The sequence below is a fragment of the Streptomyces sp. NPDC017890 genome, assembly GCF_044328675.1.
Lineage (GTDB): Bacteria > Actinomycetota > Actinomycetes > Streptomycetales > Streptomycetaceae > Streptomyces.
The window spans coordinates 84,496-97,128 of record NZ_JBIRHU010000016.1 but is presented as its reverse complement, the minus strand read 5'-3'; the positions used below and the strand labels follow the sequence as shown (position 1 = coordinate 97,128).

General features: G+C 72.2%; 16 protein-coding genes. 9 read left to right on the top strand and 7 right to left on the bottom strand.

All coding sequences use genetic code 11. The features are described from left to right. The first annotated feature begins 18 nt into the window (after positions 1–18). The gene (locus ACH4F2_RS21810) at positions 19–357 is read left to right on the top strand and encodes an STAS domain-containing protein (RefSeq protein WP_398134365.1); all 339 of its coding nucleotides are present in this window, start codon (positions 19–21) and stop codon (positions 355–357) included. A gap of 27 nt (positions 358–384) precedes the next feature. Here the strand turns inward: ACH4F2_RS21810 and ACH4F2_RS21805 are convergent, their stop codons facing one another. Next, positions 385–984 (bottom strand): TetR/AcrR family transcriptional regulator, encoded by a 600-nt coding sequence (locus ACH4F2_RS21805; RefSeq protein ID WP_398134364.1) that lies wholly within the window; start codon positions 982–984, stop codon positions 385–387. A 116-nt stretch (positions 985–1,100) separates the two neighbouring features. Here ACH4F2_RS21805 and ACH4F2_RS21800 point away from each other — a divergent pair, with 116 nt between their 5' ends. Beyond that, positions 1,101–1,922 carry an SDR family NAD(P)-dependent oxidoreductase gene (locus tag ACH4F2_RS21800; RefSeq protein WP_398134363.1) on the top strand — a complete coding sequence of 274 codons (822 nt, stop codon included), beginning with the start codon at positions 1,101–1,103 and terminating at the stop codon, positions 1,920–1,922. Positions 1,923–2,042: 120 nt separating this feature from the next. Here ACH4F2_RS21800 and pcaD read toward each other — a convergent pair whose 3' ends face one another. Further along, complete coding sequence (gene pcaD / locus ACH4F2_RS21795; RefSeq protein WP_398134362.1) at positions 2,043–2,849, bottom strand: 3-oxoadipate enol-lactonase; 807 nt, start codon at positions 2,847–2,849, stop codon at positions 2,043–2,045. Between the two features lie 99 nt (positions 2,850–2,948). Here pcaD and ACH4F2_RS21790 point away from each other — a divergent pair, with 99 nt between their 5' ends. Beyond that, positions 2,949–3,875 (top strand): LysR family transcriptional regulator, encoded by a 927-nt coding sequence (locus ACH4F2_RS21790; RefSeq protein ID WP_398134361.1) that lies wholly within the window; start codon positions 2,949–2,951, stop codon positions 3,873–3,875. 190 nt (positions 3,876–4,065) lie between these two features. Here ACH4F2_RS21790 and ACH4F2_RS21785 read toward each other — a convergent pair whose 3' ends face one another. From ACH4F2_RS21785 to ACH4F2_RS21775, 3 genes are read right to left on the bottom strand one after another with little or no spacing between them, the layout of a single operon-like run. Beyond that, positions 4,066–4,980: a transporter substrate-binding domain-containing protein gene (locus tag ACH4F2_RS21785; protein ID WP_398134360.1), complete on the bottom strand. Its 915-nt coding sequence runs from the start codon at positions 4,978–4,980 to the stop codon at positions 4,066–4,068. A 31-nt stretch (positions 4,981–5,011) separates the two neighbouring features. Next, complete coding sequence (locus ACH4F2_RS21780) at positions 5,012–5,818, bottom strand: hypothetical protein (RefSeq protein WP_398134359.1); 807 nt, start codon at positions 5,816–5,818, stop codon at positions 5,012–5,014. Continuing rightward, complete coding sequence (locus ACH4F2_RS21775) at positions 5,815–6,273, bottom strand: hypothetical protein (protein ID WP_398134358.1); 459 nt, start codon at positions 6,271–6,273, stop codon at positions 5,815–5,817. The genes ACH4F2_RS21780 and ACH4F2_RS21775 overlap by 4 nt, the downstream gene beginning before the upstream one ends. Before the next feature lie 462 nt (positions 6,274–6,735). Here ACH4F2_RS21775 and ACH4F2_RS21770 point away from each other — a divergent pair, with 462 nt between their 5' ends. From ACH4F2_RS21770 to ACH4F2_RS21750, 5 genes are all read left to right on the top strand, one after another. Continuing rightward, entirely contained in the window at positions 6,736–7,797 is a 1,062-nt protein-coding gene (locus tag ACH4F2_RS21770) for a LacI family DNA-binding transcriptional regulator (RefSeq protein WP_398134357.1), read from the top strand. 128 nt (positions 7,798–7,925) lie between these two features. Further along, positions 7,926–8,432 carry a hypothetical protein gene (locus ACH4F2_RS21765; RefSeq protein WP_398134356.1) on the top strand — a complete coding sequence of 169 codons (507 nt, stop codon included), beginning with the start codon at positions 7,926–7,928 and terminating at the stop codon, positions 8,430–8,432. Further along, complete coding sequence (locus tag ACH4F2_RS21760) at positions 8,429–8,782, top strand: transcriptional regulator (protein WP_398134355.1); 354 nt, start codon at positions 8,429–8,431, stop codon at positions 8,780–8,782. The genes ACH4F2_RS21765 and ACH4F2_RS21760 overlap by 4 nt, the downstream gene beginning before the upstream one ends. Further along, entirely contained in the window at positions 8,779–9,693 is a 915-nt protein-coding gene (locus ACH4F2_RS21755) for an ABC transporter ATP-binding protein (protein ID WP_398134354.1), read from the top strand. Before ACH4F2_RS21760 ends, ACH4F2_RS21755 begins: the two co-directional genes overlap by 4 nt. Positions 9,694–9,704: 11 nt before the next feature. Beyond that, positions 9,705–10,559, top strand: coding sequence for an ABC transporter permease (locus tag ACH4F2_RS21750; protein ID WP_398134353.1), 855 nt, complete (start codon positions 9,705–9,707; stop codon positions 10,557–10,559). Positions 10,560–10,568: 9 nt separating this feature from the next. Here ACH4F2_RS21750 and ACH4F2_RS21745 read toward each other — a convergent pair whose 3' ends face one another. Further along, positions 10,569–11,231: a ThuA domain-containing protein gene (locus tag ACH4F2_RS21745; protein ID WP_398134352.1), complete on the bottom strand. Its 663-nt coding sequence runs from the start codon at positions 11,229–11,231 to the stop codon at positions 10,569–10,571. Positions 11,232–11,272: 41 nt separating this feature from the next. Then, entirely contained in the window at positions 11,273–11,938 is a 666-nt protein-coding gene (locus ACH4F2_RS21740) for a hypothetical protein (protein WP_398134351.1), read from the bottom strand. 60 nt (positions 11,939–11,998) lie between these two features. On the opposite strand from ACH4F2_RS21740, the gene ACH4F2_RS21735 reads away from it, so the two are divergent. After that, the gene (locus ACH4F2_RS21735) at positions 11,999–12,628 is read left to right on the top strand and encodes a VOC family protein (RefSeq protein WP_398134350.1); all 630 of its coding nucleotides are present in this window, start codon (positions 11,999–12,001) and stop codon (positions 12,626–12,628) included. Positions 12,629–12,633: the final 5 nt, after the last annotated feature.

Below are 12,633 nucleotides of genomic sequence, written 5' to 3'. Positions count from 1 at the left end.
GCCGCTGAGGAGGCCGTCGTGACCGTCGACCCTCATCGCCCGGACCTGTCCCCACCCGTGCGGATCGCGCAGACCGACGGGCGGCAGGCCGTCCTCGCCTTCTCGGGTCACCTGGACGCCGGCGCGCTGCGCCTGCTGGAGGAACTCCTCCTCGACCACCGTCTGCGGCAGCCCGGCACGTGGATCCTGGAGATGAGCGACCTGGAGCACATCGACCTGGCCTGCGCCTACGCGCTCCTGCGCACGGTCACCCGGGCCCCCGAGCCGGCCGCCGTCACCGTCCGCGGGGCCCGCCCGGCCGTTCACCGGACTCTGCGGCACGCCGGCCTCGACACCGTCGCCGCCTTCGAGGGGTGACTTCGAAGGTGGGGACCCACTCCCGTTTCAGGGGCCGAAAGCTCTGAGGGTCGCGTCGACGAGTGAGTCGGCGTATGCGGCGGTCAACGGCCCGCTGCGGTGCAGCCACCGCTGGAAGAGGGGGGCGTACAGCACTTCGAGGGCCAGGTCGAGGTCGGCCTCGGCGTCGAGCTGGCCGGCTTCCTGGGCACTGCGCAGGCGTGCCTTCTTCGCTTCCTCCAGCGGCCGGGCCAGTTTCTCGCGGTACTCGGCCGCCAGCGCGGCGTCGTTGGCGATCTCGGTGTTGAGGGCGCGGATCAGCCGGTCGAAGGACGGGTCGGCGAACTCCTGCGCCGTGGCCCGCATGACGAGCTTGAGGTCCGCCTCGAGGTCGCCCGTGTCCGGCAGCGCCACCGACTGCCCGTCCGCGTCCTCGCTCAGAGCCAGAAAGGCGGCGAAGACGACCGCGCTCTTCGACGGCCACCGCCGGTAGATCGTCTGCTTGCCGACGCCGGCACGGGCCGCGATGGCCCCGACCGTGACCTTCTCGTACGCCTCCTCCGCGACCAGGGCGCGGGTGGCTTCGAGGATCGCCTGCCGGGACCGCTCCTTACGACGGGAGTGGTCCGGGCCCTTCTCATTGGACATGCGTCCACCCTATCCCCGAACGAAAACGAGACGATCCGTATTGCAGAGATCGGGCAGATGCCCTACAGTCCAAAGGAATCGAGACGGACCGTTTCCTTTACTGAGAGTGAGATACCGTGACGCAGCCGAGAGTCTGGCTCATCACCGGCGCCTCCCGCGGCCTGGGCAGGGCCTTCGCGGAGGCCGCCCTGGCAGGCGGTGACCGGGTGGTGGCCGCCGCCCGCGACGTCGGCCCCCTGGAGGAACTGACCGAGAAATACCCCGACCACCTGTTCCCGCTCTCGTTGGACGTCACCGACCGCCGGGGCGTGTTCGACGGGGTGGAGCGGGCGGCAGCCGCGTTCGGCAAGCTGGACGTCGTCGTCAACAACGCCGGCGGAATGCTCTACGGCATGGTGGAGGAAGCCACCGAGGAGCAGATCCGGGCGCATATGGATGTGAACTTCTTCGGCGCCGTGTGGGTGGCCCAGGCGGTCCTTCCTCATCTGCGCGCCCAAGGCGGGGGACGGCTCCTCCAGGTCACCTCGATGGGCAGCGGCGGCGGCATGGCCACGGTCGGTTTCTACGGCGCGGGCAAGGCGGCCCTGGACTCGGTCAGCGAGGCACTGGCGATGGAGGTCGAGGCGTTCGGCGTCAAGGTCACCATCGTGCAGATGGGCGGCTACAACACCGGCCTGTTCACCGCCGGCACCACGAACACCGAACCCATGGACCAATATCAGCCGCTGCGCACCGAGATGGAGGCGATGTGGGGCGATGCCGTCGCCCCGGAGCCGGACACCGCCGCCCCGGTCATCATGGAACTCGCCGCGCTGCCGGACCCGCCCCGGCGGCTGATCGTCGGCAGCCAGTCCTTCGACCACGTCTTGGAGATGGACCGGGCCCAAGCGGATCTGTACCGGGCGTGGGAACGCCTGAGCCGTGTCGCCCCGGGCTGACCGTGCCCGGAAACCGGGGAACATCCCTGCCGGTCCGTGCGCCGAGGGGGACCGGACTCGGCGGGCCGCTGGGCCGGCCACGGCCCGGAAGGGGCCGTCCTGACGGCGACGCGGTCGCCGTCAGGGCTGTTCCGTGAGGAAGGCCACCACAGTGGCCAGGAACTCCGCCTGTGCTTCGACGTTCGCCATGTGCACCGTGGGCAGCAGGGTGAACCGCGCGCCGGGGACGGTCGCGGCGAGCTCCTTCCCGTGGCCGGCGGACGTGACGGTGTCGTGCTCACCCGCGATGACCAGTGTCGGCCGGTCGATGAGTGCGGCCGTGCGGCGCAGGTCGTAGTCGCGCACCGCGGCCCAGCTCCCGGCCACGCCCTCGCGCCGCGTGGCGAGCAGGGTGCGGCGGAAGCCCTCGACGACCTCGTCGTCGCCCTGCAGCATGCGGGCGGGGAACCAGTTGTGCAGGAACATCTCCGCGGTCGCCTGCATGTCGGGGGCTTCCAGCAGTTCGGCGATCGGCCGGTCCCACTGGTTCGCCGGGCCGAGGTACGCGGCGGTGTTGGAGAGCACCAGGCGGTCGACGCGCTCCGGAACGTGGATCCCCAGCCACTGCGCGACGATTCCCCCCAGAGACAGACCCAGCACGTGCACCCGCCGCAGGCCCAGGGCGTCCAGCAGCTCCACCACGTCGCGCCCCAGCCGGTCCAGGGAATACGGGCCGCTCGGGACATCGGAGGCGCCGTGGCCGCGCGCGTCGTAGCGCAGCAGCCGGAAGTGCTCGGTCAGAGCCGGCACCTGCCCGTCCCACATGTGGAGGTCGGTACCGATGGAGTTCGAGAGCAGCAGCACCGGCTTGCTCTCGTCACCGTCGAAGCGATAGGCGATGCGGACGCCATCGCCGGTGGTGATGGCGGTAAGGGCCTGAGAAGTCATGTCAGCTCCAGTGATCCAGCGGTTATGTGCTCAGCCTAAGAACGCTTCCTGCGCATTTCTATTACAAAGATCGAGAGAGCTCTGTAGATTATCCGGACAATGTCGAACTTCACGCTCCACGAGTTGCAGTGCTTCAACGCCGTTGTGCTCGACGGTGGTTTCCAGGCTGCCGCCGAGCGGCTGCACCGCTCGCATCCTTCTGTGTTCGCGGCAGTCGCCAAGCTGGAGCGCCAGCTGGGCCTGGACCTGCTGGACCGCTCCGGCTATCGGGTTCGGCTCACCGAGGCGGGGCACGCCTTCCACCGCAAGGTGCGCCTCCTGCTGCACGAGGCCGAGGAACTGCAGACCTACGCCACACAGCTGGCGATGGGCGAAGAGGCCGAACTGCGCGTGGTGCTGGGAGACCTGTGCCCCCTCCCACCGGTGTTGCAGATGCTCAGCCGCTTCTTCGCGCAGCGCCCGCAGACACGACTGCACCTGCAGTTCGAAGCGGTCACCGGCCCCTGGGAGCGGCTGCTGGAGGACGAAGCCGACCTCGTCGTGCACCGCGTCCCCAAAAGCGACGTGCGGATGGAGTGGATCGATCTCGGCCGCGTCGCGCTGGTGCCCGTCGTGGCGCCCGGTTTCCTGCCCTTCCCTCCGGACTCCGACATCACACCGCAGCGGATGCAGGCGTTCACCCAATGCGTGGTCCGGGATTCGGCGCGGCAGCCGTCCGAGCAAGGCCATTTCCTGGTCGAGGGCGCGCCCCGGAGTTCCGTTCCGGACCACCTCATGAAGAAGGAGCTGATCCTGCACGGCATGGCGTGGGGACACGTTCCGCGCTTCATGATCGAGACCGAGTTGCGTGACGGGAGCCTGCTCTCCATCGCCGGACGGCACTTTCCCGGTGTGGTCGAGGAACTCTCGGCGGCTCGCCGGCGCGACCGGCCGCACGGGCCGGTCGCCGACCAGTTGTGGGACTTCCTGGCCCGCCACGCACCGCTCCTACGGCCGACGCTGGGCCGGGTACCCAAGGCGGTTTGAGCGACGGGACGGTGGGCGAGGCGGTCCCAGTGACAGGGGATCAGGGAACCGGCCGGCCAGACCTGGGGCTGAGCCCGGCGTGGCTCGTACCCGCTGATCGCGCAGCGGTGACCTGAGCTCACCAGGAGACCGGGCTCGGTTCCCACCCCCGGGACCGTCGGAAGTCTGTCGTCCGGCGCTGGGGCGGCGGTCAGCCGCCCAACTGCGCGTTGCCGGGCTTGTCGCGGCAGGAGTAGGTGTCGATGTCGTCGTCGTTGGGCCTGGCCTTGTCGCGGATGGCCTTGGGGACCTGGGGCAGGTTGTTCTGGAAGTCCTGGTCCCAGTCGTTGCTGCGCGCGTAGTCCATGAGGGCCTGCTGGAGTTTCTCGCAGTCGTCGCGGTGGCCCTTGGCCATGGCGATGCCGTAGTCGTTGAACGGGCCGAACGACAGCCCTTTCTGGACGGTGAGCCTGGGGTCGTCCTCCATGAATCCGTAGAGGATCAGCTGGTCGGTGGAGACGGCGTCGACCGTGCCCTCCAGCAGTCTCCTGACGCAGTCCCGCGCGTCCGTCTCCGTGACGGTGCGGATGTCGCCGTACGCCTTTCTCTTCAACTCCGCTGCGGAGGTGGTGCCTTCCCAGGCGCAGACCAGCTCTCCGTTGAGGTCGCTGAGGCGGTTGTAGCGTCCGGCGTCCTCGGTCCGTACGAGGACGCCCTGTTGGGTGGAGGCGTAGGGGCCCACGAAGTCGAGCCCCTCACCGTCTCCCGACTCCGTCTTCGGCGTCATCCTGTCCTTCGTGATCGAGTAGGTGGCCGCGATGAGCTGGACGTCCCCCTCGTGCAGCGCGCGAGCCCGGTTCTTGGACAGGACGCCTTCGAAATCGACGGACTCGATCCCCACTCTGTCGAGCACTTCCCGGGCGACCGTGATGTCGAACCCGTTGAACTCGCCGTCGTGAGGTGAGTAGCTCGTGCCCGGCTGGTCGCCCTTGGCGCCGACCTCGATCTTCCCTTCGGCGAACAGCGAGGGGGGCTCCGAGGAGCAGCCGGCGAGGGCGGCTCCCGCGAGGGCCGCCGCAGCGGCCCCGAAGCGGATCGTGCGGGAACGGCGCCCCGTTGTACCCATGGACGGTCCTCCTGGTCATCGCGTCGCGGTTTCAGTCGTTGTGCAGCGTTCCGCGGGCCTGCGCGAGGCGCATGGAGCAGCCCGTCTCCGGATGTACGGCGACCTCGAACCGGAGCTCCCCCTCGCGCCCGCCGAGGTCGAAATCGACGGTCGACTGCGCGGGCACCTCACGCGTGTTCGGGGCGACGCCCGAGGTGACGGCGGTGATCGTCGCCGTGGTCCTGCCGACGCAGGTGGGGGTGCTCGGATCGTCGTCGACGACGGTCAGCGTCAGACGCAGCTTGTCCCGTACGTCACCGGAGGCCGGCCGTGCCATCTCCACCGTGAGTGTGCCGCCGGCGTCGCCCACGGGCTGCGTGCCGCTGATGGACATTTCCACGCCGACCTCGCCGGTGCGGTCGACGTCCACCCAGGCGAGCGCGCCGCCACTGGAGCAGAGCGCGGCGGCGCCCACGAGGACGGCGCGGACGATACCGCGCCGCCGTCTGTCGGCGGCCTGCTGCACGGCGTCGCGGGTCTGCCCGGTCCGGTCGGCCGGGTACAGGGCGGCTGCACCGGCGATCAGCGGGGCGAGGGGCGCGAGGACGTAGAACCACGTGTACTGGGTCTGCGGGCCGCCGGGCCAGTGGGCTACGGCGTGGACGGCGAAGACGACGGTCGCGGCGATGACGAGGATGGCGGACACGGGGAGCCATGCGACGTGCGACCACGGCCGCTTGAGCTCCCACGTGAACGTGGCGTTCTGGCCGACATGGCCGAACGTCGTCGAACCGTCGCCGCTGCCGCTGACGTTGCCGGCCTCGCAGGTCCCGCCCGCGCCGGAGCCGTCGGAGCTCACGCTCCTTCCCTGTGACCACGGCCGCCGAAGTGGAAGGTGGCGCCGTCCCCCACCGAGCCGATGGCGGCGGAGTTCGGGCCGTGGGCCGTGACGTGGTAGGTGCGGGTGGGCGCCGGTGCGGCGGCCAGGAGTTCCGCGAGGCGGGCCTCGTCCGGACGGCGGTCCCGCTGTTCGCCGAGCCACGCCGTCAGGGCCGCGGCCAGCCGCTGCCTGTCCTCGGGGGAGAGCGCGCCGAGCAGCCGGTCGGCGCGCTGTTCGCTGCGGCCCTCGGGGAGGGCGAGCGGGGTGTCCTCGCCGCCGCGGCGGAAGAGCCGGCGGAAGTAGCCCTGGCCCGCGTCGATCGACCCGTCCGTGATGCGCTGTGCGGCACTCGCCACCATGGCGACGCCCAGGGTTTCGGCCGCCAGCGAGAAGTAGGTGGCGAGTTCTGCGGAGATTTCAGGAAGACCGGTCATGGACGCCCCCGTCGATGGCCTCTGATGCGCTGCTTCGTCACTGTCAACTCACCCAGAGTAAAGGTTGTTGACGTTTCTGACGGATGTTCCGGGAATGTTCTGGGTGGACGTGCGTGAGGTTTGGCCGGGTACGTCCGGCCGGCAGGGGCGCGGGCTCACGCGGCGTTCCCCGTGCGACCGGCACCCGCCCGCACTCGCCTCGCAGCGCCCCCCTCGCCCGCCCCCTCGCCGCTTCACTCGGCCGGCTCAACGAGTCAGCGGTCCGACGGTTCCGCCGGGCAGTGGACCGGACGCGAGAAGGCTCGCCCGCCTCGGCTGTCGCATGATCACCGGCCCGGCGCCGACCGTTGCGCCGATGTTCCCCCGGGGCCACCCTCGGTCTTCCCGCGAGGGTACGGCGAACCTAGTATAGGAAGCGCTTTCTACCCTGGGCCCCGGGCGGGCCGGAGAGGTGGTTGACCGATGGTCCGTACGGCGAGTGCGAGCACGTCGGCCGGGCCGACGCTGGCGGTCGTGGCCCGGGAGGCGGGGGTCTCGGTGCCTACCGCGTCCAAGGTGGTCAACGGCCGCGAGGACGTGGCACCCGAGACCCGCCGCCGCGTCGCGGAGGCACTGGACCGGCTCGGCTACGTACGCAGACCCCGCTTCGACACCACGCGCGCGCCCCGGCTGGTCGACCTCGTCGTGCACTCCCTGGAGAGCTCCTGGTCGGGCGCGGTACTGCACGGGGCGGAGGAGGCGGCGTACGACGCGGGGCTGGAGATGGTGGTCTCGGCGGGCCTGAACCGGCCCAGGTCCGGTCCCGGGGAGGAGCTCCGGCCCGAGCGGGGCGGGCTGGAAAGGCTCGTCGCGCACGGTTCGTCCGGGGTGCTGTTCAACCTCGCCGAGCTCACCGCCGCCCAGTACGCCTGGCTGGAGCACCACCGCATCCCGTTCGTGATGATCGACCCGGCGGTGGAGCCGCCGCCGGGCGTGGTCTCCGTGGGCGCGGCGAACTGGCAGGGCGGGGTCACGGCGACCGAGCACCTGCTGCGCCTCGGGCACGAACGGATCGCCGTCGTCGCCGGTCAGCGGCGCAGGATGTGCAGCGCCGCGCGGGTCGCCGGCTACCGTTCCGCCCTCGCCGCGGCGGGTGTGCGCCATCACCCCGAGTACGTCCGCCACGCCGGGTTCGACCGGGTCACGGCCCGCCGCCGCATGCGGGAGCTGCTCGACCTGCCCGTCCCGCCGACCGCCGTGTTCGTCTGCTCGGACGCCATGGCCCTCGGCGTGTACGAGGCCCTGGCCGAGCGGGGGCTGACGGTGCCGGACGACATGAGCGTGGTCGGTTTCGACGACCTGCCCGAGGCCCGCTGGGTCACCCCGGCCCTGACCACGGTCCGCCAGCCGCTCTCCGAGATGGCGGCCACCGCCTTGCGCCTGCTGCTGCGCATGATGGACGGCCACCACCCCGAGAGCACGCGCACGGAACTCTCGACCCGCCTGGTGGAGCGCGCGAGTACGGCACCGCCGCGCACCCCGTAGGGCCGCCGGCCCACACCACGGCCGGCCCGGCCGCCCGCAGAGCCGACTTGCCCGTACGGAAAGTCGGCGATAGCTTTCCCATCAGGAAAGTCAAGTGGGAAGCGAAGCGGGACAGGAAGGCGGCGGCCGTGAGCACACCGGTGGATGCCGAACAGGCATGGCGGGACCTGCAGCGCATCCGGGTGCCGCAGGAGCGGGTCTACGACGAGGTCGAGCGGTCGGCGTCCGGCGGCCCCGGCACGACCTACGCGACGGCCGCGATCATGTGGGTCTTCCTGGCCGGCATGGGCCTGGAGCTGCCCACGTGGGGTGTCTGGCTGGCGCTCGCCGCGTATGTCGCGGTGCTGGGCGCGCTGGCCCGCGCCGACCATCGCAGGAGCCGGGTGCGGCTGCACCGCTCCCGCTGCAACTGGCGGATGTTCGCGAGCTTCGCAGCGGGTGCGGTGGTGACCGGCGGGACGATCCTGCTGTCCGGCCGTCTGGTGGAGCCTCTGGGACCGATGACGGGCGCTCTGATCCAGGCCACCGTCTCGGCGGTCGTGTTCGTGCTGTTCGTCCGGCCGGTGAGCCGCTGGTCGGCCGGCTCGTTGCGCGGGCACGGCGAACGGGTGGCCGGCGAGGGGGCGGGCCGGTGAGCGTTCCCGCCGGCTTCGACGAGCTGATCCACCCCGCCACAAGGTTGTCGGTGGTCTCGCTGCTCGCCGCCACCGAATGGGCGGACTTCGCCTTCATCCGCGACAGCCTCTCACTCAGCGACTCCGCGCTCTCCAAACAACTGCACACCCTGGAGGAGGCCGGCTACCTGGAGATCCGCAAGGAGGGCGGCGGGCGCAAGCGGCGCACCAAGGTGCGGCTGACGGACCGCGGCCGCGGCGCCTTCGAGGGGCATGTGGCGGCGCTCCGGGCGATCGTCGAGGGCGCCCGGCCAGCGGCGGCGACCGGGGTGGCACCACGGCAGCAGCACCACTCGGAGGCAGGACGATGACGCGGCACGAACACACCCCCGCCCGGTCGGTGATCCAGGCACGCGGGCTGACCATGGCGTACGGCGACACCGACGTCCTGCACGGCATCGATCTGGACGTCCACCGGGGCGAGGTCTTCGCCCTCCTCGGGCCCAACGGCGCGGGGAAGACCACCACCGTCGAGATCCTGGAGGGCTTCCGGCACCGCTCCGCCGGCGAGGTCCGCGTCCTCGGCGCGGACCCGGAGCGGGGCGACGACGCCTGGCGCGGACGCATCGGACTGGTCCTGCAGTCCTGGCGCGACCATCCGCGCTGGCGGGTCGCCGAGCTGCTGACGCACTTCGCGACCTACTACCCCGACCCCCGTGATGCGGCCGAACTGCTGGCCCTGGTCGGTCTCACCGGTCAGGCCGGCCGGCAGGTGAACCGGCTGTCCGGCGGCCAGCGCCGGCGGCTGGACGTCGCGCTCGGCATCGTCGGCCGCCCCGAACTCCTCTTCCTGGACGAGCCGACCACCGGCTTCGACCCGGAGGCGCGGCGCGAGTTCCACCTCCTGGTCGAACGCCTGGCCCGTGAGGAAGGTGTCACCGTCCTGCTCACCACACACGACCTGGTGGAGGCCGAGCGGCTCGCCGACCGCATCGCCATGCTGGTCGGCGGCCGGATCCGGGCCTGCGGCACCCCCTCGGAACTGGCCCGGGAGGCCGCCGCGCAGGCAGAGGTCCGCTGGACGGCCGACGACGGGACGTCGCGCCGCGAACGCACCGAGGACCCCTCACGGCTGGTCTGGGAACTCCACCGGGACGCGGGCGGCCCCATCGCCGGCCTGGAGGTCCGCCGCCCGACGCTGGAGGACACCTATCTGCACATGGTGCACCGGGAGGCCGGCGGCACCGACGAGGCCGTGGCCGGAAAGGCGCAGGCCGCGTGAGGGGAACAGACATGACGACGAACCACTGGCGTGCCGGGTTCCAGCGCGGCGGCATCGAGCTGCGGCACCTCCTGCGCAACCCGAAGGAGATGTCCGGCCACCTCAGCAACGTGGTCGTCGCCCTGCTGATCGCCGCCTACATCAGCGACGACGTGCCCGGCACCCACACCCCGATGGCCCATCTGGTGCTCGCGGGCTTCGCCGCCTACCTGCTGTTCCAGATCGGACTGATCAGTCTCCCGCAGATCCTCGTGACCGAGCGGGAGGAGGGGGCCCTGCTGCGGCTGCGCGCGACGCCCGGCGGGATACCGGCCTACCTCATCGCCAAGTGTCTCTTGGTGGTCGTCACGGCGGTCGGCACCCTGGCCCTGCTCCTGGCGGCCGCGGCACTGCTGGTGGACGGGCCGCTGCCGCACGGGCCGGGCGACTGGCTGACCCTGCTGTGGGTCACCACGCTCGGGCTGCTCGCCGTCGTACCGCTCGGTGCGGCCATCGGCGCCGTGCTGCCCAACCCGCGCGAGGCACTGGCGTTGATCATGCTGCCCACGATGGGGCTGCTGGTCACCTCCGGAGCGGTGTTCCCGATCACCTCGCTGCCGGTGCCGGTCCAGCAGGTCGCCTCCGTCTTCCCGCTCAAGTGGATGGCACAGGGGCTGCGTTCGGCGCTGCTGCCGGACTCCGCACAGACCGCGGAGGCGGCCGGCACCTGGGAGCTGCCCATGGTCGCCCTGGTACTGACCGCCTGGACCGTCCTCGGCTTCCTCCTCGCGGTCCCCCTCCTGCGCCGCGCCGCCCGCCGCGAGTCCGGCTCACGCCTGTCGGCGCGCCAGAGCAAGGCGGCGCAGAGCGGGGCGGTGTCCGCGTAGGCGGCCTCGTCACTCGAGCGGGGAATCGACGAGGCGTGCCGCCCACGCGATGCCGCCCCGCAGATGGGCACGGAAGTCCGGGTCGGCGTAGGCGTCGGCGGCGTGGCCGAGGGCCGTGTAGAAGACGCGGCCCGCGCCCTGGTCCCGGCACCAGACCAGCGGATGGTCGTCGCCCATGCCGCCGCCCTCGTACGACGACTCGTCGGCGCGGGCGAGGACGCGGACCGCGCCGCGCGGGTTGGCGCGGAAGTCGTACCACTCGTCCGTGAACTCCCAGACGGCGGGCAGGTTCCGGGTCGCCGGATGGTCCCGGTCCTCGACGACCACCCGGCCCGGCTGGTACGCGGGGTGGCGGTCGAAGCGGGCGCCGAGCAGTCCGCCGTAGTACGGCCAGTCCTCCTCGGTGCAGGCCGCCGCGTGCACGCCGACGAAGCCGCCGCCGGCCTCGACGTACGCGGCGAGCCGCGCGCGCCCGGCCGGGGTGAGCACCTCGCCGCTGGTGGAGAGGAAGACGACTGCGGCGTACCGGTCGAGGGACCGCTCCAGGACCGACGGGTCCTCCGTGTGGTCCGCCTCGAACTCCCCGAGCGTGCCGACGGCGTCGACCGCGTCCGGGATGGAGTCGTGCCGGTAGGCGGTGGTGCGCGTGTAGAGGAGCAGTCGGGGTGCCATGCCGCAGACCCTAGGCCGCCGGGCCGGACGGTGGGGCGGGTTCAGCCGCCCACGCCGACGTTGTTGTCGGGAGCCCCGTCACCGACCGGCGGCAGATCGCCGCGCTCCACCGGTGCGCCGGGCGCCGGCTCGGCGGAGGGCAGGAGAGCGGTGGCTTCGGCGGCGTCGGGGCGGTGGGCGGCCAGGGCGGCCTCGCGCAGCGCGTCCCGCGGTACGGCGTCCGCCTCGCTGGAGACGCGCACGACATGGCCCTTCTCGGGCACGGCGTACTCGTGGCGTCCGGCGCCGGTGCGGTACCAGGCGTCGCCGTCGCGCTCGCAGGCCGTGCGCTCGCCGGACATGTCGCCGACCGGCTGCTCGGGGCAGGTGGCGGCCGTGATCGAGCCCCGGTCGACGGAGAGGCGCAGATGGGCGCCGGTCGCGCGGGAGACCCAGGTGGCGGAGAAACCGTCGTCGCCGAGGACGCCGACGGACTGCTGGGCCAGGGTGAAACCGGAGGCCTCGGTGACGTACACCAGCTCGGGCGCGACGCCCAGAGCCTGTGCGCGGGCGTCGAGTTCGCCCTGGCCGGCGGCCGCGGCCGCGCCGGCGGAAGTGCCGGCGGAGGCGCCGGACGCGGGGTCGGCGCCCGCCTTCTCGGAGCCGCAGGCGGTGAGCAGCAGCGGGGCCAGCAGCAGCACCGGCAGGACGCGCGTGGGACGGGTCATGCGGCCATCCTGCCGCACAGGCGTTCCACAGCGGGGCGGGGCCGCCTACGCTCGGCCGCGATGAACGCTCTTCCCGCCCTGCTGGACCACCTGGTCCTCGCGACCCCCGATCTCGCGGCGACGGTCGCCGACTTCACCCGGCGCACCGGTGTCGCCCCCGTGCCCGGCGGTAGGCACCTCGGCCTCGGCACCCGCAACCACCTCGTGGGGCTGGGCGGCAGCGGTTATCTGGAGATCATCGGCCCCGACCCGGAGCAGCCCCCGCCGGACGGCCCGCGCCCCTTCCGGCTAGACCGGCTCACCGCCCCCCGGATCGTGACCTGGGCGATCCGCCCGCCCGACCTGGACGCGGCGGTGGCGGCGGCCCGGGCACGCGGTCACGACCCCGGCGCGGTACGGCCGATGAGCCGCCGCAGGCCCGACGGCACGCTCCTGGAATGGCGGCTGACCGACGGCGCCCACCCTTCCGGTGTGGTGCCCTTCCTCATCGACTGGGGCACCACACCCCATCCCTCGGCAGGCCTGCCCGCCACTCCCCTGCGGGCTCTCACCGCGACCGCCCCGGACCCGGCCGGGATCCGCTCGCTGCTGTCCGCCCTCGGCACCGCGCTCCCGCTCACCACCGGTCCGACGGGCCTGGGCTGCACGGTGGACACACCGCGGGGCCCGGTGTCGTTCGGTCCGCCGTGAGGCGG